Here is a 25,361-nt window from a genome sequence, read left to right as displayed (position 1 = left end):
GATGGCGATGAATCGACGGCATTTCCTCAAGGTCAGTGCCGGTGCCTCCGGCAGTCTGATGGTTTCAATAACGTTGCCGGGCTGTGCCGGAATCCAGACCGGCTACGAGCCGGACACAGGCGAATGGCGGCCCGATGCCTGGCTGGAACTGACCAAAGATGACGAAGTCTTTTTCACCCTGGCCAGGGTCGAAATGGGGCAGGGCACCTACACCGGGTTAACCACGCTCATCGCCGAGGAGCTGGAAATCCAGCCGGAACGGATCACACCCCGCTTTGCACCGGTGGCGCCGGAGTATCGAAATCCTCTATACAAGCTGCAACTGACAGGCGGTAGCACCAGTGTTGCGACCAGTTGGGAGCCGCTTCGAACGGCCGGTGCGGAAGCCCGGCAAATGCTGGTTATGGCTGCAGCACGTGTATGGAACGTCGAAGCAACCGAATGTCGCGCCAGTGAAGGTAGGGTGGTGCACCCGAACGGTATCGATTCCATGGCCTATGGCCAGTTGGTTGAGTTGGCCGCTAAAGAAGTTGTGCGTGGAGAAATAGCCCTCAAGCCGCAGAGCGAATGGAAGTATATTGGCAAGCAGCTAGTCAAACTCGATGCCCGGGCGAAGTCCATGGGAACCGCAGTTTACGGAATTGATGTCGATCTTCCGGACATGGTGTACGGCGTTGTTTCACGGTCTCCCCGACGCGGCGGCCGCGTCCGGGACTTCAACGCTGATCAAGTCCGGGCAATGACGGGTGTGCTTGATGTATTTGAGATCGAGCGTGGCGTGGCTGTTGTTGCAGACAAATACTGGCGTGCCCGGAAGGCCCAGGATGCGCTCCAGATAGACTGGGATTTTTCGGATGCCGTGTCTCTGTCCACGGGCGATGTATTTGATTCCTATCGCGCCGCAGCTGATGACAATCCTGGAGAATCCGAGCGCAGTGAGGGTAGTTTTGCCAGTGCCATGGAGGAGGGCGACCGGGTTGTGGAAGCGGAGTATGCCCAGCCCTACCTGGCCCATGCTACGTTGGAGCCCATGAACGCCACGGCCTGGTACCGAGAGGACGGGATGGAGGTGTGGGCCCCGACACAGGCGCCGGACCTTGGCCGGATAGCAGCAGCCCGGGTGACCAATCTTGGGCCCGACGATATCACCATCAACACCACCTTTCTGGGCGGCGGTTTCGGCCGTCGTCTGACCCAGGATTATATTGAGGAAGCGGCAGCAGTGGCCTATCGGGTCAGACGGCCGGTTAAGGTCATCTGGTCCCGGGAAGAGGACACCCGTCACGATCTCTATCGCCCGGCAATGCTGCACCGTATGAAAGCCAGCCTGTCAGGCAGTGAGCTGACAGGCTGGCAGCACCAGATTGTGGGCCCGCAAATCCTTGACTGGTATATCCGCAATGCGGCGCCGGCCCAGTATCCCTGGGCACCTAAATTCATGTACGACACCCTGGGCACAGTCGGGCTGATGGCCGAAGGCATTGCCACACCGAAAGACTTCTCTGCGATTGAAGGCGCCATCGAGTATCCCTATCGGGTGTCCAACATTGATATCCGCCACACCCGCACGGATCCCGGCATTCCAATTACCTGGTGGCGTTCGGTAGGTTTTTCCCACAACGGGTTTGCCGTCGAAACCTTCATGGACGAACTGGCCCATGAGGCAGGTGAGGATCCTTACCAGTTCCGTCGTCGGCTGATTTCTCATGAGCCAAGACACCTTGAAGTGCTTGACCGGGTTGCCAGGCTTTCTGATTGGCAGTCGCCTGTGCCAGAGGGTCGGGCCCGGGGGCTCGCCCTGTTCCGAAGTTTCGGAACGTACGTTGCCCAGGTGGTGGAAGCCGGAATCGAGAATGGTGCGATCCGGGTATTCAAGGTCACCTGTTCGGTGGACTGTGGCCAGGTCGTAAACCCCCGTATCGTGGAGGACCAGATCGAGGGAGGTATCCTTTTTGGGCTGACTGCGGCACTTTATGGAGAAATCACGCTGGAAAATGGCGAGGTCCAGCAGAGCAACTTCCACGACTACCCCCTAATGAGGCAGTACGAGCGTCCTGAAGTGATGGTGGATATTGTTGCAAGCAGCGAGTCGCCGACCGGTGTTGGCGAGCCGGGCGTGCCGCCCGTGATTCCGGCCCTGGGTAATGCCCTGTTTGCGCTCAATGGAAAGCGGCAGCGCAGCCTGCCACTGAAAGCCAATGCCTGATTCAAGCGTCGCCTATTCGGTCGCTACCGGCCGCCAGACAGTGTTAGACAGAATGTCTCGCTGGCTGGCGGAAGGTCAGAGAGCCTGGCTTTGCACGATAGTGGACACCTGGGGCTCCTCGCCGCGTCCGGTCGGCTCCTGGCTGGCGATTGCAGAATCCGGCCACTGGAGCGGGTCGGTGTCCGGTGGCTGTCTGGAAGAAGATCTGCTTCGGCGCACAGCGGAAGACGGACCGGACCATCCGGTCTTCGTTGATTATGGAATCACTGATGATGACCGGGATCATTTCCAGCTGCCTTGCGGTGGCCGGATACGGCTTCTGATCGAACCCTTCCAGGGACAGACGGGTCTCGATCACGCTCAGGCATTGGCGGCTGCCTTGCGCGATCGCGAACCGGTGGTTCGTCGCGTGCCAATAAACGGGGCTGCGAGGCTGGAGCATTCTGTCTCCCGGGCGGGTAACGCGGTCCACTTTGACGGCGAACAGCTCCTTCACACTTTGCAGCCCGAGTGCCGGTTGTTGCTGATCGGTGCCGGCGAAGTCGCCCGTTACGTTTTTGAATTCGCGACCGCGGCGGATTTTGCAGTCACCCTCTGTGAGCCGAGGGAGGCCTTCGCCGCTGGCTGGAGTTTTGAAGAGATTCCCCTTGACCGGCGCCTGCCCGATGATCTGATTTCGACACAGTTTGGCGACGCCTGGTCCGGCATTCTGGCCCTCGCCCATGATCCGCGCATCGATGATATGGGGTTGTTGGCAGCTCTTCACTCCAGAGCCTTTTACGTTGGCGCCATGGGATCCCGAAGAACCTCGGAAGCCAGGCGGGAAAGGCTCGCCTCTCTGGGTCTGGAAGAAGACGCATTGGAGCGCCTGCGAGCCCCCATTGGCGTCGATATTCCGAGCAAGACACCGGCAGAAATTGCAGTCTCCATTGTCGCCGATCTGATTACGGCACGGCATCATTTGCGGGGCGCCGCTTCGTCCCTATAATGTCGCCCATGGGAGTGTCCCAAGCGCTCTGAAACCCGGGAGAGAACTCGTGTTTGATGTAACCCGATACGCCGTCGCCGCGGATGCGATTTTGGAAGCTGGTCGATTCCTGTACCAGCAGGGTTGGTCGCCCGCAACCAGCAGTAACTATTCTGCCCGTATCGATGCCGAACACATCGCCATTACCGTTTCGGGCCGTCACAAGGGCCAGCTGGGGGCGGGTGATGTCATGGTGGTCGATCTGGCCGGCCGGCCGATACAGAGCGACTGTTGCTCCTCTGCAGAAACAAGGCTGCATACGGTGCTGTATGAGATTTTTCCCGGGGTGGGCGCGGTTCTGCATACCCACTCGGTGAAGGCAACGGTGCTCAGCCGTCTGCTTGAGCCCGGCCAGCCACTGGCGCTGGAGGGCTATGAGCTGCAGAAGGCGTTTACCGGCGTTGAGACCCATGAATCAGTCCTGACAGTTCCGGTGTTTGACAACACCCAGGACATCGACGCGTTGGCGGAGCACACTCGCGAATGGTTCCGGGAGCATCCGGGACAGCCAGGCTACCTGATTCGTGGCCATGGCTTGTATACCTGGGGCAAAACCATGGCCGATTGCCTGCGCCATGTCGAGGCCTTTGAATTCCTGTTTGAATGTGAGCTTGAAACCATGAGGGTTCGCCCATGACTACCCTGAGTATTTTCGACCAGAGCCAGCCCGAAAAGGCACGCAAAGTGACCGGGAATCCTGAAGAAATACGGGAGCTTTTGGCCCGCCACGGTGTGCGGTATGAGCAGTGGCCAACGAAAGATCTGCCGGCTGATGCATCCCAGGAAGACATCCTTGAGGCCTACAGCGAGGAAGTCTCGAAACTGAAGCACGAATGTGGTTTTCAGACCGCGGATGTGATCAGCCTGAACCCGGACAATCCGCAGAAAGACGCGTTCCGGCAAAAGTTCCTGGATGAGCACACCCACAGTGAAGACGAAGTTCGTTTCTTTGTCCGTGGCCAGGGTCTGTTTTACCTGCACTTCGGCACCGAGGTTTTCGCCGTGCTGTGCCAGAAAAACGATCTGATCAGTGTGCCCGACGGCACTCGCCACTGGTTCGATATGGGCCCGGAACCGGCATTTACCTGCATCCGCCTGTTCACCAATCCCGAAGGGTGGGTCGCTGACTTTACCGGTGAAGATATCGCCGGTCGTCTGCCTCGTTACGAGGCGATGGCAGGAGCGTCGGAATGATCCGGGTTGTGCTGACGGACATCGAAGGCACCACCAGCTCTATTTCGTTTGTGCACGATGTCCTGTTTCCCTATGCCAGCAAGCACCTGCCGGGGTTCGTCCGCGACCAGCATCAGGACAGTCTTGCGGTTTCTGAGCAACTGGATGCGGTGGCCGAGGTTTCAGGTGTTGCTCGTGAGAATGTTGAAGGCCTGATCGAGGTACTGGAAACCTGGATCAGGGAAGACCGCAAGGAAACCTCCCTGAAGGCGCTGCAGGGCATGGTCTGGGAGCAGGGATACCAGCAGGGAGAGCTGAAGGGACATATCTACGCTGACGCAGCCGATTACCTTCAGCGCTGGCATGATCGGGGTCTGCGTTTGTTCGTATACTCATCAGGGTCGGTGAAGGCCCAGAAACTGATTTTCGGCTTCACCACGGAAGGCGACTTTACGCCGTTTTTCTCCGGCTATTTTGATACCCGCATCGGCGGCAAGAAAGAGACGGTTTCATACCGGAATATTCTGTCGGAGGTGGGCGTCGAGGCAGGCACGGTTTTGTTCCTGTCTGATGTGGAAGCGGAACTTGAGGCAGCCGAGGAAGCCGGAATGCAAACCGCTTGGCTTGTTCGCGAGGGAGACCTGCCGGAAACCGAACGTTTTGTTGCCCGTGATTTTGCGGAGGTCGATGCCCTGCTGCAAAAGCGCTAGGCCCACGGCTCTGTAACGCCATCGCAGGAGGAAGTAATGCCCGGAACCGGATTTTGCAGAGTCTTTGCGCCGGTTCTCGCCGTGCTTCTTGCCGGTTGCGATCCTTTCTCTGATGCCCGACCCATGATGGATGAGTATGTGGAACGGGTGGCCCGGGTGCTGGAAACCGATCCCGAGTTCTCTGACATCCCTTCCGCGAGCCAGCTTCCCCGTCGCCGCGACCGGGTGCTGACCATTCCCGAGCTGGACATGGGAATGCTCGATTTTCTCTCTCTTTACGGTTGTGAGCTCCAGTACGTGGTTGGTGAGAAAAACTCGGTGATGGGCCGGGTTATGCAGCCTCTGAATCGCCTTCGCTATGAAATCCGGTTTATCCAGGCGGCCAGGGATTGCCTTCCGGATATCGAAGATGAAGATTTCTCGGAAGAGCTTACCGGTGCCATCAACAGCAAGCTTGAATCCCTGCCCATTGCCATCTGGAATGCCACCTGGGGCGTTGAAGAAATCGAGAAGCTGTTCACCCTCGCCAAGGGTTATTATCCGGTCGCTCCAGAGGACAATCCCGTGTCCGATCTGGCCCTTGATATTGAAAGCCTGAACGCAGCAGTGGCCCGCCTGTACTCGGAGGACCTGGTCGTGTCCCTCGACTTTGCCGGCGACGTTCATCAGCGCTGGCAGGCGGAATATCGGACCGGCCAGTTAATCAACAGTGCGCTTCTTTTGACCGCAAGGCTGCGGGACGGGACGGCATTGCTCAAGCAGAAAATCGAAGGACGGCCTCTTTGTATTAACGGCCAGCCCAACAACCAGTCGGATATCGTTCAGAGCATGTTCTTCAGCGTGTATATCGAAAAGATCCAGCCCTATATGAGCACTGTGACTCAGGGGCGGGTGGCGCTCATTGAGCCGTTCGAGCAGTTGGCGGAAATGCAGCGGGCGGTCATGCCAGAAAGTTTCGCCGGCTGGTATGAGCGGCATCTCTCGCAGAGCGCCGAGGCCAGCCTGTGGCGGGAACTCGACGTGGCCATGATGGCGCACACCAAAGCCTGGCAGGAATTACTGGGCCAGTGCGGATTGCGACCCGGGGCCTGACCAGGTTCAGCGCTGGCTTTCGGGCGTTACCCGCAGAATTTCCTCGACCGTTGTCTGGCCGGCAGCCACTTTCTGCGCGCCACTAAGGCGCAACGACTTCATACCCTCCTTATAGGCATCCAGTCTGAGCTGCTCCAGCTCGCACTGATCAGTGATCTGTCGAAGCAGTGCGCCAGACAGAGTCATGATTTCATACACCCCTGCCCGGCCAAGATAGCCCGTGTTGCGACACTCCAGGCAACCCACAGGCTGATAGAACTGCTTGGGAACTGGCGCTTTCCAGGGCCGGGTGAGTGTTTGCCAGGCCTGCTCATCAGCGGGGCCGGGCGATTTGCAATGAGGACAGAGGGTTCGGGCAAGCCGTTGTGCCATGACGCCCAATACCGTGGCCCGAATCAGGTAAGGCGGAATGCCCAGTTCCATCATCCGGGTGATCGCGCTCGGGGCGTCGTTGGTGTGCAGGGTCGAGAGCACCAGGTGGCCCGTGAGGGCGGCCTGCACCGCCATTTCCGCCGTTTCCAGATCGCGGATCTCGCCGATCATGATGATATCCGGGTCCTGCCGTAGCAGTGCCCGTACGCCAGCGGCAAAGGTCAGGTCGATGTTGGTCTGAACCTGCATCTGGTTGAACGCCGGCTCCACCATTTCGATGGGATCCTCGATAGTGCAGACGTTGAGCTCGGGTGAGGCAATCTGTTTCAGAGTTGAATACAGGGTTGTGGTTTTTCCGGACCCGGTTGGCCCAGTTACTAGAACGATACCATGGGGGCGGGACGTGATTTCCTGCCAGCGCTGGCGGTCTTCCTTGCCGAACCCCAGTTGCTCGTAGGATTTCAATAGCACATCCGGATCAAAGATCCGCATGACCATCTTTTCTCCAAAGGCAGTCGGCATGGTGGCCAGACGCAGTTCCACCTCGCGATTATCGGGCTTGCGCGTCTTGATGCGACCGTCCTGGGGACGGCGCTTTTCTGCCACATTCAGTCGGCCAAGAATTTTCAGCCGACTGGTAACCGCCACGCCCACGTGTTCCGGGAACTCGTAAACGTTGTGCAGCACGCCGTCTATCCGGAACCGCACCTGGGTGACCGTACGGCGGGGCTCAATGTGTATATCCGAGGCGCGCTGGTCAAAGGCGTACTGCAGCAACCAATCGACAATCTTGACGACGTGCTGGTCATTGGCATCCGGATGTTCGCTGGCACCGAGATCCAGTAATTGTTCGAAATTCTGGTTGCCGGCCACACCCGGACCCTGGCTGCCGCTGGCCTTGCTAACGGAATTGGCGAGCTGGTAGAACTCTACCGTGTACCGGCGGATATCCTCGGGATTGGCGACAACGCGCCGGATATCCTTGCGGACGGCCTGTTGAAGGTTCTGCACCCAATCGCTCTTGAAAGGCTCTGTGCTGGCGATCAGCACCTCGTCGGCGCCGATCTCAACCGCCAGGATGCCATGGCGCTGGGCGAAGGCGTAAGACATCACCCGGGCGATGGCGGGTGTGTCGATCTTGAGGGGATCAATATGGTAATAGGGTTGCCCCGCCCAATCGGCCAACCAGTGGGTCAGCCGATCCAGATCCAGGGTGCGACCGCTCTTCTGGCTGGTCAACGCGGCAATCGCCACCAGTTCCAGAGGATGGCGCCTGCCTTTCTGTCCTTCGCCGGTTGCCGCGCCGAGGTTCGCTGAGAGCACTCGTTCGGCGTCTTCCTGGCTGACTTCCCCGCTGGTTACCAGTGCGGTGCAAACATCTCTCAGGGTCAGGGTGCTTCTGGGCGGCGCAGATGGCCGCTGCACCGTTCCGGAGTTGCTTGTTTCAGCCATAAAGGGTCAGTTCCAGGTATTCAGGGTGTGTTTCCGTTTGCCACCGGCCGGTTCACCTTCAGGTGAACCATGGCAACAGTGAACAACAGGAAGGTCAGTACCGTCAAAATGACGGGCCCGGGGGCGCCTTCGCTCAGCCATGCCGAAACAACGGCCTGAGTGAAGTAGAAGATCACCACGAAGGACATCCAGATATAGCCCCGATTGTGACCGCGAAAGACCGTGACCGCAAAGGGCAGAAGCGGAACCAGTTTCACCGCCAGCATCAAGGGTATGGAAACGCCCTCGACGGGAGCCGGATAGAACGTCGTTATCAGCAGGGTGGCGAGCACGCCGATATAAAGGACGATCGTTGCCCGCACAGTAATGCGGGCCTTAGGGTTGTTCAGCATAGTGTGATCCGGAATCGATAAATGTAGAGCAAAGTACGTCCCGTACTCAAGCGTGTATCAGTCGGCGAGCTTCAGAGTGAGTCTCGCCAGACGTTCGCCAAAGGCCTGGCACAGGGCTTTCTCGTGACTGCTCAGTGGCTGCTGCTCACCGGTACCGGCCCAGTGGGTAGGGCCGTAGGGTGTGCCACCGGTGTCCGTTTCGCCGAGACTCTTCTCCGAGTAAGGCAGGCCGCAGACCACCATGCCATGATGCAGCAGCGGCATCATCATGGTCATGAGAGTCGTTTCCTGCCCGCCATGGAGGCTGCCGGTAGAGGTAAACGCGCCCGCCGGTTTGCCTTCGAGGGTGCCGCTCAGCCAGAGATCGCCGGTGCTGTCCAGGAAATGCTTCAAGGGCGCCGCCATATTGCCAAAGCGAGTGGGGCTGCCAATAGCCAGGCCGGCACAGCTTGCGAGATCGGATTTGCTGGCATAGGGCGCCCCGGAGTCTGGTACGGCGGGCAGCGACGCTTCGGTATCCGGGGAAACCGGCGGTACCGACCTTAGCCTCGCTTCAATGCCTTTAACCCGGGCCACGCCACGGCCGATCTGGCTGGCCAGCTCCGCAGTCTGGCCGGTGCGGCTGTAAAATAGCACGAGAACATAGGGCAATTGATCGGACATCGTCAGAGATCCTTCTGATCTGGCTAGGAGGAGGTTGTTCGGCGTTACAGAATCGAGAGAACGTTTTCCGGTGGGCGGCCAAGTGCTGCTTTGCCGTTGGCGATCACAATCGGTCGTTCAATCAGTTTCGGTGTTGCTACCATCGCGGCGATGAGTTGTTCGTCGCTCAGATCGGGGTTGTTCAGGCCCTGTTCTTTATACTCTTTTTCTTTCGTGCGCATCAGTTCGCGGGGGCGAAGATCCAGAGCGTTCAGGATATCCTTGAGTTCCTGCTCTGTCGGTGGTGTTTCCAGGTAGCGTATAATCTCGGGCTCAATTCCCCGTTCGGTAAGCAGTTCAAGGGTTTGGCGGGATTTCGAGCAGCGAGGGTTGTGGAAAATCCGGGTTGGTTCTGTCATCTTCGTGCCTGATTGTCTGAATGGAGTCCACGATTTCTGTGGCCGGTAGTCTAACAGGAGGTTTTCCAGTGCAGTACCCTGATTCTGTCCGTGGGCGTTCCGGCCTGCATGTTCTGGCCGTGGCGCTGCTCATTCTGGTGATGTCCGGCTGTCAGAAAATCGAGCTTGAGCGGGCAGAAGGCACAAAACTGAACTGGGACGCCTTGCGCGGCCAGTGGGTGCTGGTTAACTACTGGGCGGAATGGTGCAAACCGTGCCTCGAGGAAATTCCCGAGCTCAATGAGCTGGACAAGGCGCCCGACATTACCGTACTCGCCGTCAATTTTGATGGGGTGCAGGGCGACGCATTGGTTGAACTGGGCGAGCGTATGGGCATTGAATTTACCATGTTGGCGGACGATCCCGGGCCGGGGTTCGGCTGGAAATTACCGGTCGCGCTGCCTGCCACTTTTCTGGTGAATCCGGGCGGCGATCTGGTCGAGACCCGTTTTGGACCCCAGACCGAAGAAGAGCTCCGGGCCGTGATCGGCGGTTGAGCCGGTCGCCCTAACTGAATTACACAGCAGGAATAACCTGACGTTATGTCGCAGACTTTTGTACACCTCCGCGTCCATTCCGAATACTCCATGGTGGATGGCCTGGTCAGGGTTAAACCGCTGATCAAACGAGTTGCCGAGCTGGGCATGCCGGCTGTTGGCCTGACCGAGCAATCCAACATGTGCTCGCTGGTTCGCTTTTACAAGGCGGCCATGGGCGCGGGCGTCAAACCCATCATTGGCGCCGATCTGTGGCTGGAAAATCCGGACGAGCCCGAGAGCCCGTTCCGGATCACGCTGCTGGCGCGGGATAACGACGGTTATCTCAACCTCACCGAAATCATTTCCCTGGGTTATACCGAAGGGCAGCGGTTTGGCAAACCGATCATCCAGCGCAAGTGGCTTGAGGCGCGGGCGAACGGTTTGATTGCGCTCTCTGGTTCGAGAATGGGCGATGTGGGCAAGGCTTTGATGGCGGGCAAACCGGAATTGGCCCGCGAGCGCGCCCGTTACTGGATGGATTTGTACCCTGATAGCTACTACCTCGAGTTACAGCGCACCGGTCGTCCCGGAGACGAAGACTGTCTGCACCTGAGTGTTGAGCTGGCCGGTGCCCTTGGCCTCCCGGTGGTTGCAACTAACGACGTCCACTTCCTCGAGGCGGAAGACTTTGAGGCTCACGAGGCCAGGGTTTGTATCGGTGAGAGTCGTACCCTGGATGATCCGCGCCGCGATCGCCGGTTCAGTGACCAGCAGTACCTGCGCAGCGCCGATGAGATGATCGAGCTGTTCAGCGACATTCCGGAAGCGATCGAGAACACCGTGGAGATTGCCCGGCGCTGCTCGGTGAAGGTTCGGATGGGCGAGTACTTCCTGCCCAATTACCCGATCCCGGACGGCATGACCATGGACGACTATTTCCGGAAGGTCTCGGAGGAAGGTCTGGAGGAGCGGCTGGCCAAGACCCTGAGCAAGGACGATCCGGAATATGATGCCAAGCGCGAGGCTTACTACAAGCGCCTGAATTTTGAGCTGGACATCATCATCCAGATGGGGTTCCCCGGCTACTTCCTGATCGTGATGGACTTCATCAAGTGGGCCAAGAATAACGGGGTGCCGGTGGGGCCCGGTCGGGGTTCCGGTGCAGGCTCGCTGGTGGCCTACGCCCAGTTAATTACCGATCTGGACCCTCTGGAGTACGACCTGCTGTTCGAGCGGTTCCTGAACCCGGAACGGGTCTCCATGCCCGACTTCGACGTCGACTTCTGTATGGAAGGCCGGGATCGGGTGATCGAGTACACCGCCCAGAAATACGGTCGAGAGGCGGTGTCGCAGATCATTACCTTCGGCACCATGGCCGCGAAGGCGGTTGTCCGGGACGTTGCCCGGGTGCAGGGCAAATCCTACGGCCTCGCCGATAAGCTCTCCAAGATGATCCCCTTCGAACCGGGCATGACCCTGGAGAAAGCCCTGGAGCAGGAGTCCCAACTGGTTGAATTTCTCGAGAATGACGAGGAAGCCCAGGAAATCTGGGAAATGGCCCTCAAGCTTGAAGGGGTATGTCGGAACGCAGGTAAACACGCCGGTGGTGTTGTAATCGCACCCACCAAGATCACCGATTTCTCGCCTCTTTACTGCGACGACGAGGGCGGCAGCCTCGTTACCCAGTTCGACAAGGGCGATGTGGAAGACGCCGGACTGGTGAAGTTCGACTTCCTTGGTCTGCGGACGCTCACGATCATCAAGTGGGCGCTCAACATGATCAATCCGCGCCGGGAAAGGAAGGGTATGCAGCCGCTCGACATCAACGAGATTCCGCTGGATGACGTGCCCTCGTTCGACATGCTCAAGAAGGCCGAAACCACGGCGGTATTCCAGCTGGAATCCCGGGGCATGAAAGACCTGATTCGCCGTCTCCAGCCGGACTCTCTGGAAGACATGATCGCCCTGGTGGCCCTGTTCCGGCCGGGTCCGCTGCAGTCGGGAATGGTGGACGACTTTATCGACCGGAAGCACGGTCGCCAGCCGATGTCGTTCCCACACCCCGATTATCAGTATGAAGGCCTGAAGCCGGTTCTGGAGCCCACCTACGGGGTTATCCTTTACCAGGAGCAGGTCATGCAGATCGCCCAGGTGATGGCAGGTTACTCCCTTGGTAATGCGGACATGCTTCGTCGGGCCATGGGCAAGAAAAAACCAGAAGAAATGGCCAAGCAGAAGCAGTTTTTCCTGGATGGCTGTGCGCAGAACGGGATCAACACGACCCTGGCCGAAAACATCTTTGACCTGGTGGAAAAGTTTGCGGGTTACGGCTTCAACAAATCCCACTCGGCCGCCTATGCACTGGTGTCTTACCAGACCCTCTGGCTGAAAGCCCACTACCCGGCGGAATTCATGGCCGCGGTACTGACCGCCGATATGCAGAACACCGACAAGGTGGTCACGCTGGTGGAAGAGTGCCGGAACATGAAACTTGATCTTCTGGTGCCTGACGTCAGTCGTTCGGAATACACTTTTACCGTCAACGACGAGGGTCAGATTGTCTATGGCCTGGGGGCCATCAAGGGGCTGGGTGAGGGTCCGATCCAGAGCATCGTCGAAGGGCGTGGTGATGGCGAGCCCTATCAGGATATTTTCGATTTTTGCCGACGCATTGACCTGAAAAAGGTCAACAAGCGCGCCATGGAAGCGCTGATCCGGTGCGGCGCCATGGATAAGCTTGGCGCCAGCCGGGCTCAGTTGATGGCCAGCATCGATAAGGCCGTTCAACAGGCCGGCCAGCAATCCCGGAACGAATCCGTCGGTATGATGGATATGTTCGGTGAAATGCTCGAGGCGGGCGACGATGGTGACCCCTATGAGGACGTGGCCGGTGTGCGCGAGTGGCCCGAGAAGCAGCGGCTGAAGGGTGAGAAGGACACGCTGGGGCTGTACCTGACCGGCCACCCATTTGATGAATACGAGAAAGAAGTTCGGCGGTTTGTCCGGTCCTCCATTGCCGATCTGAAGCCGAACAAGGCTCCCCAGCGGGTCGCGGGCCTGGTGGTTGCCCAGCGCACAATGAAAACCCGCACCGGCTCCACCATGTGTTTCATCACGCTGGACGACCGGAGCGCGCGGATCGAGGCGACCCTGTTTTCGGAAGCTTTCTTTGAAAATCGGGAACTGTTGCAGTCCGACCAGGTGATCGTGGTGGAGGGACAGGTCAGCCACGACGACTATTCCGGCCAGATGAAGATGCGGGTGAGCACGGTGATGGATGTGGCGAGCGCGCGCCAGCAGTTCAGCCGCGGCCTGAAGCTGAATCTGCATGCCGATCAGCTACAGAACGGACTGCTGGAGAAACTGGACACCACCCTCAGGCCGTTCCGGTGTGAGGGCAGCCCGGTCTGGATTGAGTACAGCAGCCCCGAGGCGTCAACCCGGATCGAGTTGGGCGAGTCCTGGCGGGTGCAGCCGGATGACAACCTGCTATTGGAGCTCCGTTACCTCGTAGGCGACCAGTCGGTAGAACTGGTCTATGATTGAGTAAGCTGAAAATTAAAAGTTTGTCAGATAGCGGACTCATACCAATGTCCGCTTTAGCCACTGACCGGGCGCTGCTATCTTTGTGTCAAATTCTGGTTTGGCGGAGTATTTTCCCGCCTGGCAAAAAATGATGGAACATCATGAACCCTAACTATCTGGATTTCGAACAGCCAATCGCCGACCTGGAAGCCAAGATTGAAGAGCTTCGGATGGTTGGCAATGACACCGACATCAATATCACCGACGAGATTGCCCGGCTGAAGAAAAAGAGCGTCAGCCTCACAGAGAGCATTTTCTCCGATCTCAAGCCCTGGGACGTTGCCCGACTGGCTCGCCATCCTCGCAGGCCCTACACCCTGGACTACATCGAATCCATGTTTGAGGATTTTGATGAGCTGCACGGCGACCGTCGCTATGCCGACGACCTGGCGATCGTTGGCGGCACTGCCAGACTGGACGACAAGCCGGTAATGGTCATCGGTCATCAGAAGGGCCGGGAAGTACGGGACAAGGTCAAGCGCAACTTCGGTATGCCCCGCCCGGAAGGGTATCGAAAGGCCCTGCGCCTGATGGAAATGGCCGAGCGGTTCAAGATGCCCATTCTTACCTTCATCGATACGCCGGGCGCTTATCCGGGCATTGGTGCGGAAGAGCGGGGCCAGAGTGAGGCCATTGCCTTCAATCTGGCCGTTATGTCCCGCCTGAAGACGCCCATTATCTCCACGGTAATCGGTGAAGGTGGTTCTGGTGGCGCGTTGGCCATCGGTGTGTGTGATCAACTGAACATGCTGCAGTATTCCACCTACGCGGTTATTTCCCCCGAGGGCTGTGCCTCGATCCTTTGGAAAAGTGCCGAATACGCCTCCCAGGCCGCGGAAGCCATGGGTGTTACCGCGGACCGGTTGAAAGATCTTGGTCTGGCGGACAATGTGGTGACTGAACCCCTCGGCGGTGCTCACCGCAACCCCGAAAAAATGTCAGAGTCCCTCAAGGAGGTTCTGGCAAAAGGTGTCGCTGAACTCAGCCGTCTGCCACTGGATGAGCTGGTATCCCGCCGCTACGAGCGGCTGACCCGCTATGACACGGGGCGCTGAGCCCGGCTTCGGATTCCACTGGCCGGAGGCCTTATGTGCCCCGGTCAGAGAACTCCCAGATCACACCCGCCTTTGGGTAGCCCTGAGCGGCGGCCTCGATTCCACCCTGCTATTGCACCTGGCAGTACATTGTCATGGCCGCACCGACCGTGTACGGGCAGTGCACATCAATCATCAACTTCAGCCGAATGCCTCGGATACCGAGTCGTTTTGCCGCGACCTGTGTGATCGTCTGGGTGTGCCGCTTGTAGTTGAGCGGGTAACCGTTACTCCAGGGGGCAATGCGACTGGCGGTGGTGGCATCGAAGAGGCGGCCCGCAAAGCGCGGTATTCTGCATTCGAGGCTCTGATGCAGCGCGGAGACCTGCTCTTGATGGCTCACCATGGTGATGACCAGGCCGAAACGGTTCTGTTCCGGATGCTCAGGGGCAGCGGTGTTGCAGGGCTGGCGGGCATGCCGGCTATTCGCGCGCTGGGCGCTGCCGAGCTTGCCCGGCCCCTGCTTGGGTTCGAACGAGCCGAGCTTGAGCGTTGGGCCAGGGTCGCCGGTCTGTCATGGATGGATGATCCCAGCAATAACGACCAACGATTCGACCGGAACTTTCTGCGTCACACCGTGCTACCGCCTCTGCGGGAGCGCTGGCCCGGGCTTAATCGCAGGCTCCGGCATACGGCGGAATCCTGCGCCGAAAGCGAAGCGCTTAATCGTAAGCTGGCCGCCTTGCAGTGGCAGGGTGTCGGTGGCGAACAGAACCGTCTGCCCGTTGATGGCCTGAAAACCCTCCCTCTGGCGGAGCAGAAAAATCTGATTCGTTGGTGGGTTCGGGAGCGCGGGTTTCAGGCGCCCACAATTGGCGACTGGCAGCAGGTGATTCAGGATCTGCTTTTTGCACGAGAAGATCGGGAGCCGGAGTTCAGGACTGATGGCTTCAGCCTGCGTCGTTTCCAGGGCGATCTTTACCTGGTTCCCGATCGCGGACCGTTGCCGGACGTTCCGCTCGCTCTGGAGCCGGGGCCTGTCCTGAAGTGGGGCGAATGGTCCCTCAGGTTAGAACCTGTCGTTACCCCGGAAAGGCCGTTGCCGCCAATACGGATATTTACGAGGCAGGGTGGCGAGCGGGTCCGTTTCCACCCCGCTGGGCCATCCCGTTCGCTCAAGAAGTGGCTGCAGGAACTCGCTGTTCCACCTTGGGAAAGGGCCCGTCTGCCGCTGGTTTTCGCCGGTTCCGGGGAGGCACCCGAGCTCATTGCCATTGGCGATTTATGGTGTTCTGAACAATACTCGGGAGGCGCCTGTGCCGCCGGTTGGCGGCTGGTCATAGAGCGGGAATGTGATTGAGTCAATGGGGCCTTTCTGGTAGTCTGGCGTCCCATCTTGAGATGACAATCTCCCTCCTTCACCGAACCAGACAATCACGGAATCTGCATGACGCGTTATATTTTCGTCACCGGCGGTGTCGTGTCCTCCTTGGGGAAAGGTATCGCATCAGCCTCACTGGCTGCGATCCTCGAGGCACGCGGCCTGAAGGTCACTATTCTCAAGCTGGACCCGTACATCAACGTGGACCCCGGCACCATGAGCCCGTTCCAGCACGGTGAGGTTTTTGTCACCGAGGATGGCGCGGAAACAGACCTCGATCTGGGCCACTATGAGCGCTTCATCCGCTCCCCGATGAGCAAGCGCAATAATTTCACCACTGGCCGGGTTTACGAAGAAGTGATCCGCAAAGAGCGCCGTGGTGATTACCTGGGCGGAACCGTTCAGGTGATCCCGCACATCACCGACGAAATCAAGCGTCGGGTTGTGGAAGGTGCTGCCGGCGCCGATGTGGCGCTCATTGAAATCGGTGGCACAGTGGGCGACATTGAATCCCTGCCGTTCCTGGAAGCCTGTCGTCAGCTGAAGGTAGAAGTGGGCCCCCAGCGTGCACTTTTCATGCACCTGACACTGGTTCCGTACATAGCCACTGCGGGTGAGATCAAGACCAAGCCCACCCAGCACTCGGTCAAAGAAATGCGCTCTATCGGTCTGCAGCCGGATATCCTGCTGTGCCGCTCCGAGCACGAGGTGGACGCCAGTTCACGTCGCAAGATTGCCCTGTTCACCAACGTCGAAGAGCGGGCGGTTATTCCTCTCCAGGATGCCAAATCCATTTATGCCATTCCGCGCATGCTCTATGAGCACGGCCTGGATCAGCTCGTTATCGAACGATTCGGTCTGGATGCCCGGCCTGCGGACCTCAGTGAGTGGGACAACGTTGTTGAATCACTGATGAACCCCGAGCAGGAAGTGACCATTGCCATGGTCGGCAAGTACATGGAGCTTCTGGACGCTTACAAGTCACTGATCGAATCCCTGCTGCACGCCGGCATCAAGACCCGCACCAAGGTCAATATCAACTACATCGATTCTGAAGATATCGAGCGTGATGGCACCGGTGCGCTGGCCAGTGCCGACGCGATTCTGGTGCCTGGTGGTTTCGGTGAGCGCGGCGTGGAAGGCAAGATCCGCACGGTTCAGTATGCCCGTGAAAACAAGGTGCCTTACCTGGGTATCTGCCTGGGTATGCAAGTGGCCGTTATTGAATACGCCCGGAACGTGGCAGGCCTGGCAGATGCCCACAGCACTGAATTCCGCGAGCACACGCCGGAGCCAGTGGTGGGCCTGATCACCGAATGGCTGGACTCCACCGGAGAGCGTGAAGAGCGCACGGAAGAATCCGATCTGGGTGGGACTATGCGTCTCGGCGCCCAGGACTGCGTTCTCACCGAAGGTTCCACCATTGCCAACTGCTATGGCAAGAAAACCATTCGCGAGCGTCATCGCCACCGTTACGAGGTGAACAACCATTTCCTGCCGAGATTGGAAGAGGCTGGCCTCCAGATCTCTGGTCGTTCGACCGATGGCCGCCTGGTAGAAGTTGTTGAGGCGCCGGACCACCCCTGGTTTGTCGCCTGTCAGTTCCACCCCGAGTTTACCTCCACGCCTCGCGACGGCCACCCGCTGTTCAGGGGCTTCGTTGAGGCAGCGCTGGCCTGCAAGAAAGGATCCTGATTATGGCGCAGAGCACCGTAAACGTTTCGGGAATCGACGTCGCCAACCACAAGCCGTTTGTGCTCTTTGGTGGCATGAACGTCCTCGAGTCGCCGGAACTGGCCATGGAAGTGGCCCAGGCCTATGTTGAGGCCACCGGCAAGCTCGGTATCCCCTACGTTTTCAAGGCATCTTTTGATAAAGCCAACCGGTCTTCTGTGAATTCCTTTCGCGGCCCCGGCCTGGAGAAAGGTCTTCAGATACTGGCGGACATCAAAAGCAAGTTCGGTGTTCCCATCATCTCAGACGTCCACGAGCCAGCCCAGGCCGCTCCGGCGGCCGAGGTTTGTGACATCATCCAGTTGCCGGCTTTCCTGAGTCGCCAGACGGACCTGGTGGTCGCCATGGCGAAAACCGGTGCGGTGATCAATATCAAGAAGGCCCAGTTCCTGGCTCCCCAGGAAATGAAGCACATCATTACCAAGTGCGAGGAAGCGGGCAACGACAAGGTGATCCTGTGTGAGCGGGGCAGCAGTTTCGGCTATAACAACCTGGTCGTCGACATGCTGGGCTTTGGCATTATGAAAGCCATGGACGTACCGGTGATGTTCGATGTGACCCACTCCTTGCAGATGCCGGGCGGACGAGCCGATTCCGCCGGTGGCCGCCGGGCCCAGGTTACGGATCTGGCTTTGGCAGGCATGTCCCAGGGCCTGGCCGGCCTGTTCATGGAAGCCCATCCCGACCCGGACAAGGCCAAATGCGATGGCCCCTGCGCTCTGCGGCTCAGCCAGTTGCAGCCTTTCCTGCAGCGGGTGAAAGCTGTGGATGATCTGGTAAAAAGCTTTAAACCTATCGACACCGCCTGAATGGCGGTGTTGGCGTTTTACGCGGACTATGGGAGCGAGCGGGAACGGCCCTGCGAAAATGTAGAGGGCCATGGATGGCCCGAAACAAGCGCACAGGGACGTGCTTGTAGCGGTTTTCGCAGGGCCGTTCCCGCTCGCTCTGGCTCCCGAATTTGAACATGAACTTGGAGACAGAGAAGAATGACCAAGATTGCCAACATCAAAGGCCGTGAGGTTCTGGATTCCCGCGGTAACCCTACAGTAGAAGCCGACGTTATCCTCGAAGACGGCACCGTCGGCAGCGCCTGCGCGCCTTCTGGTGCCTCCACGGGTTCCCGGGAAGCCCTGGAGCTGCGTGACGGTGACGCTTCCCGTTACCTTGGCAAAGGTGTTCTGAAGGCTGTAAAAGCCGTGAACAGCAAGATCCGTGATGCACTGGCAGGCAAAGATGCGGCTGATCAGCGTGCTCTGGATCAGATTATGCTGGACCTCGATGGTACCGAGAACAAGGCCAACCTGGGCGCCAACGCAATCCTGGCAGTTTCCCTGGCGGCGGCCAAGGCTGCAGCTATCTCCCTGGGCAAGCCGCTGTATGCGCACATTGCAGACATCAACGGTACCTCTGGCAAGTTCTCCATGCCGGTGCCGATGATGAATATCCTGAACGGTGGCGAGCACGCGGATAACAATGTTGATATCCAGGAGTTCATGGTTCAGCCGGTTTCCGCCAAAAGCTTCTCTGAAGCCCTGCGTGTTGGCGCGGAGATTTTTCAAAGCCTGAAAAAAGTGCTGAAGGCCCAAAACCTGAACACGGCGGTTGGTGACGAGGGTGGTTTTGCTCCCAATCTACCATCCAACGAAGCCGCGCTGGCGGTCATTCAGGAAGCGGTGGAGAAAGCCGGCTATAAGCTGGGTACCGATGTGACCCTGGCTCTGGACTGTGCGTCTTCCGAATTCTACAAAGATGGCCAGTATCAGCTTTCCGGTGAAGGCAAGAGCTTCGATTCCGAAGGTTTTGCCGACTACCTTGCTGGGCTGTGTGAACGTTACCCAATCGTCTCCATCGAAGACGGTATGGACGAGAGTGACTGGGATGGCTGGAAAGTGCTGACCGACAAACTTGGCAGCAAGGTTCAGCTGGTAGGCGACGATCTGTTTGTTACGAACACCAAGATCCTGAAGCAGGGCATCGATAAGGGTGTGGGTAACTCTATCCTGATCAAGTTCAACCAGATTGGCAGCCTGAGCGAAACCCTCGATGCCATCAAGATGGCCCAGGATGCCGGTTTCACCGCAGTGATTTCGCATCGCTCCGGTGAAACCGAGGACACCACCATTGCCGATCTGGCGGTGGCCACCTGCGCCGGCCAGATCAAGACCGGCTCCCTGTGCCGTTCTGATCGTGTTGCCAAGTACAACCGGCTTCTGCGTATTGAAGAAGCTCTGGATGGTAAAGCGCCGTACCGCGGCCTGAGCGAGATAAAAGGGCAGGGCTGATCGACTGATTCAACCGGTTCTGGCAAAGTGCCGGGCCGGTAATCGGCGAAAAACTGTTAAGGCCATCGGGTTCTGGGCGAAAGTCTCGGTGCGATGGCCTTTTTGTACAGGCAGTTAGAAGAATTTGTTGCTAATCTACTCTAAGGTCTATACTCAACGTCCGTCGTTGTTATTTTGATTGATAAATTTGTGAACGGAATCGGCAATGAAGTTGCTCTGGACCATAATGGTAATTGTGATTCTCCTGCTGCAGGTGCGCCTGTGGGTCGGGGAAGGCAGCTTTGCGCAGGTATGGGCTATGGAGCGGTCAATCGCCGAGCAACGTGAAGAAAATGCCGAACTGGCTACCCGCAATGAACGTCTCTACGCTGAGGTCAGGAATCTGCGTAATGAGCAGGGCGCCGTTGAAGAGCGGGCCAGAATGAATCTCGGCCTGATAAGAGAAGACGAGACCTTTTTCCTGGTTGTTGAAAACTGATTGTCTATGCCTGCCCCGAGACTTTGGCTGATTGTTCCTGCCGCCGGCATCGGCCAGCGCATGCAGGCTGAGCAACCGAAACAGTACCTTCGGATCGACCAACGTTTCATTCTCGACATCACCCTTTCCAGACTGATGGATTCCGCGCCTTTTTCGGGCTGTATGGTGCCATTGCATCCGGCCGATCATTGGTGGTCTGATACCGAGGCCAGCGGCGATAGCCGAATCCAGACCTGCACCGGCGGTGCTGAGAGGGCCGGTTCGGTGTTATCGGCACTGCATGCCATGGCGGAACAGGTCAGGGATTATGACTGGGTTCTGGTTCACGATGCAGCGAGGCCATGCCTTCATACTCGGGATCTGTCTAGTCTTATTGATCAGCTCTACAACCACCCTGTCGGGGGACTGCTTGCCTCACCGGTTGCCGACACCGTAAAGAAAGCCGGTACTGGTGAGCTTCCGGAAGTGATTGAGACCGTTGATCGCACGGGGTTGTGGCGGGCTCTGACGCCCCAGATGTTTCGCTACCGTATTCTTGTTGATGCCCTGGAGGCCGCTCTTGCCGGGGAGCTCCCGGTGACCGATGAGTCCTCCGCCGTGGAGTTTTCCGGTAACATGCCGGTGCTGGTTGAAGGGCGGTCGGACAATATCAAGATCACCGTGCCCGCGGATCTGGCACTGGCAGGCTTCATTCTGAGCCAATTCTGAACTTTCGGAGTTTTCCGGAGCACATTATGCGTATTGGTCAGGGCTTCGATGTCCATGCCTTCTGCGAAGGCGACTCTGTGATTATTGGCGGTGTAAGCATTCCGCATTCCTACGGGTTCAAGGCCCATTCCGATGGTGATGTCCTGCTGCATGCGCTGGCGGATGCGCTGCTGGGCGCTGCAGCACTTGGCGACATCGGGCATTTCTTCCCGGACACCAGCGATGAGTGGGCAGGGGCCGACAGCCGCGATCTTCTGCGCCGGGTCATGACCCGGGTCCGGGATGAAGGGTTTGGCGTGGTGAACGTGGATGCCACCATCATCGCCCAAGCACCCAAAATGGCACCTCACATCGATGCCATCCGTATGAATATTTCTGAAGATCTGGGTGTGTCTACCAATCGGGTAAGCGTAAAAGCCACTACCACGGAAAAACTCGGTTTTACGGGGCGCGGTGAAGGCATCGCCTGTCAGGCCATTTGTCTGCTTGAATCGGTGGATTCGTGAGTCACTGGCGTCTTGACTGGCCCACGTCAGGTGGTGGCCGTATTGCTTCTGGTCGTTTAAAGACAACGCCCGACGATTTTGTTGTCGACGAGTTACTGGAGCTATCGGAAAGCAACGCCGATGTTGAGGCAGATGCCACGACAGGAAGTGGAGAGCATCTCTGCCTGAAAATGGAGAAAGTGGGCGATAACACGGAGTATGTCGCTCGCGAACTGGCCAGAATGGCGGACTGTCGCAACTTTGATGTCGGCTTCTGTGGGCTCAAGGATCGGCATGCGGTGACACGCCAATGGTTCAGTCTCTATCGACCAGGGCGTGAAGCTGAAGACGCCTCGTTGATTGAGGAAATTGCCGCTCGCTGGCCGGTTCTGGCGGCCTCGCGACAGGCGCGGAAATTACGGCGAGGGGAGCACAGGGGCAATGGCTTTGTTGTCACCCTGAGGGCCGTTACCGGGGAACGCGAGGTCATCGATCATGCGCTGGCGCGCCTGGCGGATATTGGCGCTCCCAATTACTTTGGTCCCCAACGGTTTGGCAATGGTGGCGCTAACCTAGACCGTGCGGTGCATCTCGATCCCGCCACCCTGAACCGTCGGAGCCGATCTGGCGGGAAAGGTCGCGGCGGCAAAAAGCGTGCTGGCAGCGACGGCTCGAAAAACGTATTGTATTTTTCGGCGGCACGCTCCTGGCTGTTTAATGAGGTTCTGGCAGCTCGGGTAGACGACGGCAGCTGGGCCGAGGCAGGTGCGACAGGGCCCCTGTGGGGTGACGGCGGTACCACCGCTTCCGGGTCACTTGAAGCCTTTGAACGGGACATTGTTGCGCAAACTCCGGGCTTGGCGAGCCTGTTCTCGGTCACCCGGATGAAACCGGAGCGACGGCCCCTGGCGGTAAAGCCGGAGAGGCTCTCCTGGCAGTGGCTGGCTGAGGACAGTCTGGAACTGACGTTTTTTCTGTCGCCCGGCCAGTACGCGACAACGATTTTAAGTGATATTTTCGAGCTCGAGGACATGAGCCTCAGCCGACATAACGAACAACAAGGCTAGCGGAGAACACTGTGCGTATTCTGTTGTCGAACGATGACGGCGTTCATTCGCCGGGGCTTATCGCCCTGTTCGAGGGATTGAAAGGTCTGGGTGAGCTTGAGGTCGTGGCCCCCGATCGGGATCACAGCGGTGCGAGCAATGCTCTGACCCTCAATCGCCCCCTCACCGTGGAAGAGCACCCAAACGGTTTCCGTTCTGTGGATGGAACGCCGACAGACTGTGTTCACCTGGCGGTTAACGGACTGTTCAGTGAGCCGTTCGACAGGGTGGTTTCCGGGATAAACACCCACGCCAATCTGGGCGATGACATCATTTATTCAGGTACCGTTGCTGCGGCCACCGAGGGGCGACATCTTGGCCTCCCGGCCATCGCCGTTTCCCTGGTCAATGATGGGCACTTTCACTATGAGACGGCTGCAAGGGTGGTCCGGATGCTGCTGGAGAACGAGCGTCCTCTGGTGCTCGGGCCGCGCTCCATCCTCAACGTGAATGTTCCGGACGTCCCCTGGGAAGAACTGGCAGGCATTCGGGTAACCCGGCTTGGCCATCGAGAGCGGGCTGAAGGTGCGGTTCCGATGACCTGTCCCCGGGGCAAGGAGCGCTACTGGATCGGAGCAGCGGGTGAAGGCGGTGATGCCGGCCCTGGTACTGATTTCAACGCCGTCCGAGATGGCTATGTCTCGGTAACTCCGGTACATATCGACATGACCCGGCATGAAGCTCTGTCTCGGCTGCGGGACTGGGTCGATACTCTGGAGGATTCGATGGAGGGCCGGGCATGACAGCTCAGCTCGAAGGCATCGGGATGACCTCCCGACGTACCCGGATGCGATTGGTCCAGCGCCTCAGGGAAGCCGGCATCGAATCGGACCGCGTGCTTGAGATTATGGGAGAGGTGCCGCGGCACATCTTCCTGGATGAGGCGCTGTCTCATCGGGCTTATGAAGATACGTCACTGCCAATCGGCTATGGCCAGACCCTGTCCCAACCGTACATTGTGGCGCGGATGACCGAATTGATGCTGGCTCATGGGCCATCGAGGGTACTGGAACTGGGAACCGGATCAGGCTATCAGACCTCCGTGCTCGCTCGCCTGTTTTCGGAAATCTACAGCGTCGAGCGGATCAAGGCGCTGCAGGACAGGGCACGGGACCGATTGCGCCAGCTGAGCGCCAGGAACGTGTTTCTGAAACACGCTGACGGTGGCATGGGCTGGCCAGAGCGGGGCCCTTTTGACGGCATTATCGTGACCGCTGCGCCCATTGAAGTTCCAGCCGACTTACTCGCTCAGCTCGCAGAGGGTGGCGTTCTGATTGCGCCAGTGGGTGAAGAGAATCAGGTATTGGTGGAGGTTACCCGTCGTGGTGATCGTTTCGATCACAAAGAGCTGGAACCGGTTCGGTTTGTGCCGCTCCTGGGCGGGGTTGTCCGATAGATATGGTTGATACTGCAGTACTCAGCTCCGACGTAGATAGCGAAACCGCCCGTAACCATCATCCTGCTGCGGTGTTTCTGCGGGGCATTGCCATGGGGGCGGCTGATATTGTTCCGGGAGTGTCCGGAGGCACCATTGCATTCATTACCGGCATCTACTTCCGGCTACTGGAAGCCATCAACGCCGTTCCCGCAGCAGTCGTCCGGCATTTGGTTCGGGGTCAGTTCAAAATTTTCTGGCGCGCCTGTGACGGAACCTTTCTCGTCTGTTTGCTGACAGGCATTCTGACCAGCATTGCCACCCTGGCTTCAGCCATCAGTTACCTGCTGGAGGCGTATCCGATCCTGATCTGGAGCTTTTTCTTCGGCTTGATCGTGGCCTCGGTGTGGCATGTGGGGCGTCAGGTCCGGCGCCATAAATCCGCACTGCTGATCCCGCTGCTGTTCGGCATTGTTATCGCCTGGTGGATCACGACCCTCTCCGCCAGCGAGCTATCGCCCTCTGCGCTGGCATTTTTCGGAGCCGGTGCGCTTGCCATCTGTGCCATGATTCTTCCCGGCATTTCAGGCAGTTTCATCTTGGTGATTATCGGTATGTATGCTCCCGTGCTGGCAGCAATCAAATCGGTGGATGTGGGCGTTCTGTTGCTGTTTATGGCAGGTTGTGTGGTGGGTTTGTTATCCGTTGCCCGCCTGATCACCTGGGCGTTCCATCATTTCCATGATCTGGTGCTCGCTTTGCTAACCGGCTTCATGATCGGAGCGCTCAACAAGGTCTGGCCCTGGAAAGAAACTTTAAGCTGGCGGGTCAACAGCTCTGGTGAACAAGTGCCCCTGAGTGAGGCAAGTATCTGGCCCTGGACCTACGCTGAGCAGGCTGGCCAGGATCCTGAGGTGCTACTCGCCTTGGTCATGGCGCTGGCCGGCTTCGGTCTTGTTCTACTTGTGGAATGGATCGGTTTCCGGCGCGGACAGGCGTCATCGGCGGCGGAGTTCGGGAAGGATGTGGCGCCATAGTGTTACCTGACGCACAAAAGAGGTGTTTCTTGAGGTAACAGAGATGGCTGGGTAGTAACTTGGCTTCCTGCGGGAAATGTGCAATATATTAGCAAGTTACTATAAAAAGTTTAGAAACTGCTTCGACAACCATGATGGTTTATACGGATT

Annotated in this window: 24 protein-coding genes; 20 read left to right on the top strand and 4 right to left on the bottom strand. The window is 58.3% G+C overall.

The genetic code is table 11. From position 1 onward, the window contains the following. Nucleotide 1: 1 nt before the first annotated feature. Genes CFT65_RS14270 through CFT65_RS14245 form a run of 6 tightly spaced genes read left to right on the top strand, consistent with a single transcriptional unit; the run spans nucleotide 2 to nucleotide 6,208 of the window. Nucleotides 2–2,206 (top strand): xanthine dehydrogenase family protein molybdopterin-binding subunit, encoded by a 2,205-nt coding sequence (locus tag CFT65_RS14270; RefSeq protein WP_088828764.1) that lies wholly within the window; start codon nucleotides 2–4, stop codon nucleotides 2,204–2,206. After that, nucleotides 2,199–3,194, top strand: coding sequence for an XdhC family protein (locus tag CFT65_RS14265; protein WP_228705858.1), 996 nt, complete (start codon nucleotides 2,199–2,201; stop codon nucleotides 3,192–3,194). Before CFT65_RS14270 ends, CFT65_RS14265 begins: the two co-directional genes overlap by 8 nt. Nucleotides 3,195–3,243: 49 nt before the next feature. After that, nucleotides 3,244–3,870, top strand: a complete 627-nt coding sequence (locus CFT65_RS14260) for a methylthioribulose 1-phosphate dehydratase (RefSeq protein ID WP_088828763.1) — start codon at nucleotides 3,244–3,246, stop codon at nucleotides 3,868–3,870. Then, a complete protein-coding gene (locus tag CFT65_RS14255) occupies nucleotides 3,867–4,427 on the top strand; it encodes a 1,2-dihydroxy-3-keto-5-methylthiopentene dioxygenase (RefSeq protein ID WP_088828762.1) in 561 nt (186 codons plus the stop codon). Before CFT65_RS14260 ends, CFT65_RS14255 begins: the two co-directional genes overlap by 4 nt. Next, the gene (gene mtnC / locus CFT65_RS14250) at nucleotides 4,424–5,116 is read left to right on the top strand and encodes an acireductone synthase (RefSeq protein ID WP_088828761.1); all 693 of its coding nucleotides are present in this window, start codon (nucleotides 4,424–4,426) and stop codon (nucleotides 5,114–5,116) included. The genes CFT65_RS14255 and mtnC overlap by 4 nt, the downstream gene beginning before the upstream one ends. A 36-nt stretch (nucleotides 5,117–5,152) precedes the next feature. Continuing rightward, nucleotides 5,153–6,208, top strand: a complete 1,056-nt coding sequence (locus CFT65_RS14245; RefSeq protein ID WP_088828760.1) for a DUF3080 domain-containing protein — start codon at nucleotides 5,153–5,155, stop codon at nucleotides 6,206–6,208. A gap of 6 nt (nucleotides 6,209–6,214) precedes the next feature. Here CFT65_RS14245 and CFT65_RS14240 read toward each other — a convergent pair whose 3' ends face one another. The 4 genes from CFT65_RS14240 to arsC are packed head-to-tail and all read right to left on the bottom strand — an operon-like array spanning nucleotide 6,215 to nucleotide 9,485. After that, complete coding sequence (locus CFT65_RS14240; RefSeq protein ID WP_088828759.1) at nucleotides 6,215–8,032, bottom strand: GspE/PulE family protein; 1,818 nt, start codon at nucleotides 8,030–8,032, stop codon at nucleotides 6,215–6,217. Between the two features lie 20 nt (nucleotides 8,033–8,052). After that, entirely contained in the window at nucleotides 8,053–8,424 is a 372-nt protein-coding gene (locus tag CFT65_RS14235) for a DUF2069 domain-containing protein (protein ID WP_088828758.1), read from the bottom strand. Between the two features lie 57 nt (nucleotides 8,425–8,481). After that, on the bottom strand, nucleotides 8,482–9,087 hold the full coding sequence (gene wrbA / locus CFT65_RS14230; protein ID WP_088828757.1) for an NAD(P)H:quinone oxidoreductase: 606 nt from the start codon (nucleotides 9,085–9,087) through the stop codon (nucleotides 8,482–8,484). A gap of 44 nt (nucleotides 9,088–9,131) precedes the next feature. Beyond that, on the bottom strand, nucleotides 9,132–9,485 hold the full coding sequence (gene arsC, locus CFT65_RS14225; RefSeq protein WP_088828756.1) for an arsenate reductase (glutaredoxin): 354 nt from the start codon (nucleotides 9,483–9,485) through the stop codon (nucleotides 9,132–9,134). A 68-nt stretch (nucleotides 9,486–9,553) separates the two neighbouring features. Here arsC and CFT65_RS14220 point away from each other — a divergent pair, with 68 nt between their 5' ends. From CFT65_RS14220 to CFT65_RS14155, 14 genes are all read left to right on the top strand, one after another. Beyond that, nucleotides 9,554–10,021, top strand: a complete 468-nt coding sequence (locus tag CFT65_RS14220) for a TlpA family protein disulfide reductase (protein WP_088828755.1) — start codon at nucleotides 9,554–9,556, stop codon at nucleotides 10,019–10,021. Nucleotides 10,022–10,066: 45 nt separating this feature from the next. Then, on the top strand, nucleotides 10,067–13,549 hold the full coding sequence (dnaE, locus tag CFT65_RS14215; protein WP_088828754.1) for a DNA polymerase III subunit alpha: 3,483 nt from the start codon (nucleotides 10,067–10,069) through the stop codon (nucleotides 13,547–13,549). Nucleotides 13,550–13,689: 140 nt separating this feature from the next. After that, nucleotides 13,690–14,643, top strand: coding sequence for an acetyl-CoA carboxylase carboxyl transferase subunit alpha (gene accA, locus CFT65_RS14210; protein WP_088828753.1), 954 nt, complete (start codon nucleotides 13,690–13,692; stop codon nucleotides 14,641–14,643). Continuing rightward, on the top strand, nucleotides 14,627–15,982 hold the full coding sequence (tilS, locus tag CFT65_RS14205; RefSeq protein WP_088828752.1) for a tRNA lysidine(34) synthetase TilS: 1,356 nt from the start codon (nucleotides 14,627–14,629) through the stop codon (nucleotides 15,980–15,982). The genes accA and tilS overlap by 17 nt, the downstream gene beginning before the upstream one ends. 87 nt (nucleotides 15,983–16,069) lie before the next feature. After that, nucleotides 16,070–17,698 (top strand): CTP synthase, encoded by a 1,629-nt coding sequence (locus tag CFT65_RS14200; protein ID WP_088828751.1) that lies wholly within the window; start codon nucleotides 16,070–16,072, stop codon nucleotides 17,696–17,698. 2 nt (nucleotides 17,699–17,700) lie between these two features. Then, complete coding sequence (gene kdsA / locus CFT65_RS14195; protein ID WP_088828750.1) at nucleotides 17,701–18,546, top strand: 3-deoxy-8-phosphooctulonate synthase; 846 nt, start codon at nucleotides 17,701–17,703, stop codon at nucleotides 18,544–18,546. Nucleotides 18,547–18,726: 180 nt separating this feature from the next. Beyond that, on the top strand, nucleotides 18,727–20,022 hold the full coding sequence (gene eno, locus CFT65_RS14190; protein ID WP_088828749.1) for a phosphopyruvate hydratase: 1,296 nt from the start codon (nucleotides 18,727–18,729) through the stop codon (nucleotides 20,020–20,022). 205 nt (nucleotides 20,023–20,227) lie between these two features. Beyond that, on the top strand, nucleotides 20,228–20,500 hold the full coding sequence (locus CFT65_RS14185) for a septum formation initiator family protein (protein ID WP_088828748.1): 273 nt from the start codon (nucleotides 20,228–20,230) through the stop codon (nucleotides 20,498–20,500). Nucleotides 20,501–20,506: 6 nt separating this feature from the next. Next, the gene (ispD, locus tag CFT65_RS14180; protein WP_088828747.1) at nucleotides 20,507–21,208 is read left to right on the top strand and encodes a 2-C-methyl-D-erythritol 4-phosphate cytidylyltransferase; all 702 of its coding nucleotides are present in this window, start codon (nucleotides 20,507–20,509) and stop codon (nucleotides 21,206–21,208) included. 26 nt (nucleotides 21,209–21,234) lie between these two features. Next, the gene (gene ispF, locus CFT65_RS14175; protein WP_088828746.1) at nucleotides 21,235–21,714 is read left to right on the top strand and encodes a 2-C-methyl-D-erythritol 2,4-cyclodiphosphate synthase; all 480 of its coding nucleotides are present in this window, start codon (nucleotides 21,235–21,237) and stop codon (nucleotides 21,712–21,714) included. Beyond that, entirely contained in the window at nucleotides 21,711–22,760 is a 1,050-nt protein-coding gene (truD, locus tag CFT65_RS14170; RefSeq protein ID WP_088828745.1) for a tRNA pseudouridine(13) synthase TruD, read from the top strand. The genes ispF and truD overlap by 4 nt, the downstream gene beginning before the upstream one ends. Before the next feature lie 11 nt (nucleotides 22,761–22,771). Then, complete coding sequence (surE, locus tag CFT65_RS14165; protein ID WP_088828744.1) at nucleotides 22,772–23,542, top strand: 5'/3'-nucleotidase SurE; 771 nt, start codon at nucleotides 22,772–22,774, stop codon at nucleotides 23,540–23,542. Then, on the top strand, nucleotides 23,539–24,195 hold the full coding sequence (locus CFT65_RS14160) for a protein-L-isoaspartate(D-aspartate) O-methyltransferase (protein ID WP_088828743.1): 657 nt from the start codon (nucleotides 23,539–23,541) through the stop codon (nucleotides 24,193–24,195). Before surE ends, CFT65_RS14160 begins: the two co-directional genes overlap by 4 nt. 2 nt (nucleotides 24,196–24,197) lie before the next feature. Continuing rightward, the gene (locus CFT65_RS14155; protein ID WP_088828742.1) at nucleotides 24,198–25,211 is read left to right on the top strand and encodes a DUF368 domain-containing protein; all 1,014 of its coding nucleotides are present in this window, start codon (nucleotides 24,198–24,200) and stop codon (nucleotides 25,209–25,211) included. The last annotated feature ends 150 nt before the right edge of the window (nucleotides 25,212–25,361 follow it).

It is taken from the genome of Marinobacter sp. es.048, from assembly GCF_900188435.1.
Lineage (GTDB): Bacteria > Pseudomonadota > Gammaproteobacteria > Pseudomonadales > Oleiphilaceae > Marinobacter.
Note: the sequence above shows the minus strand (reverse complement) of the source record. Positions and strands in the feature narration are given on the sequence as shown.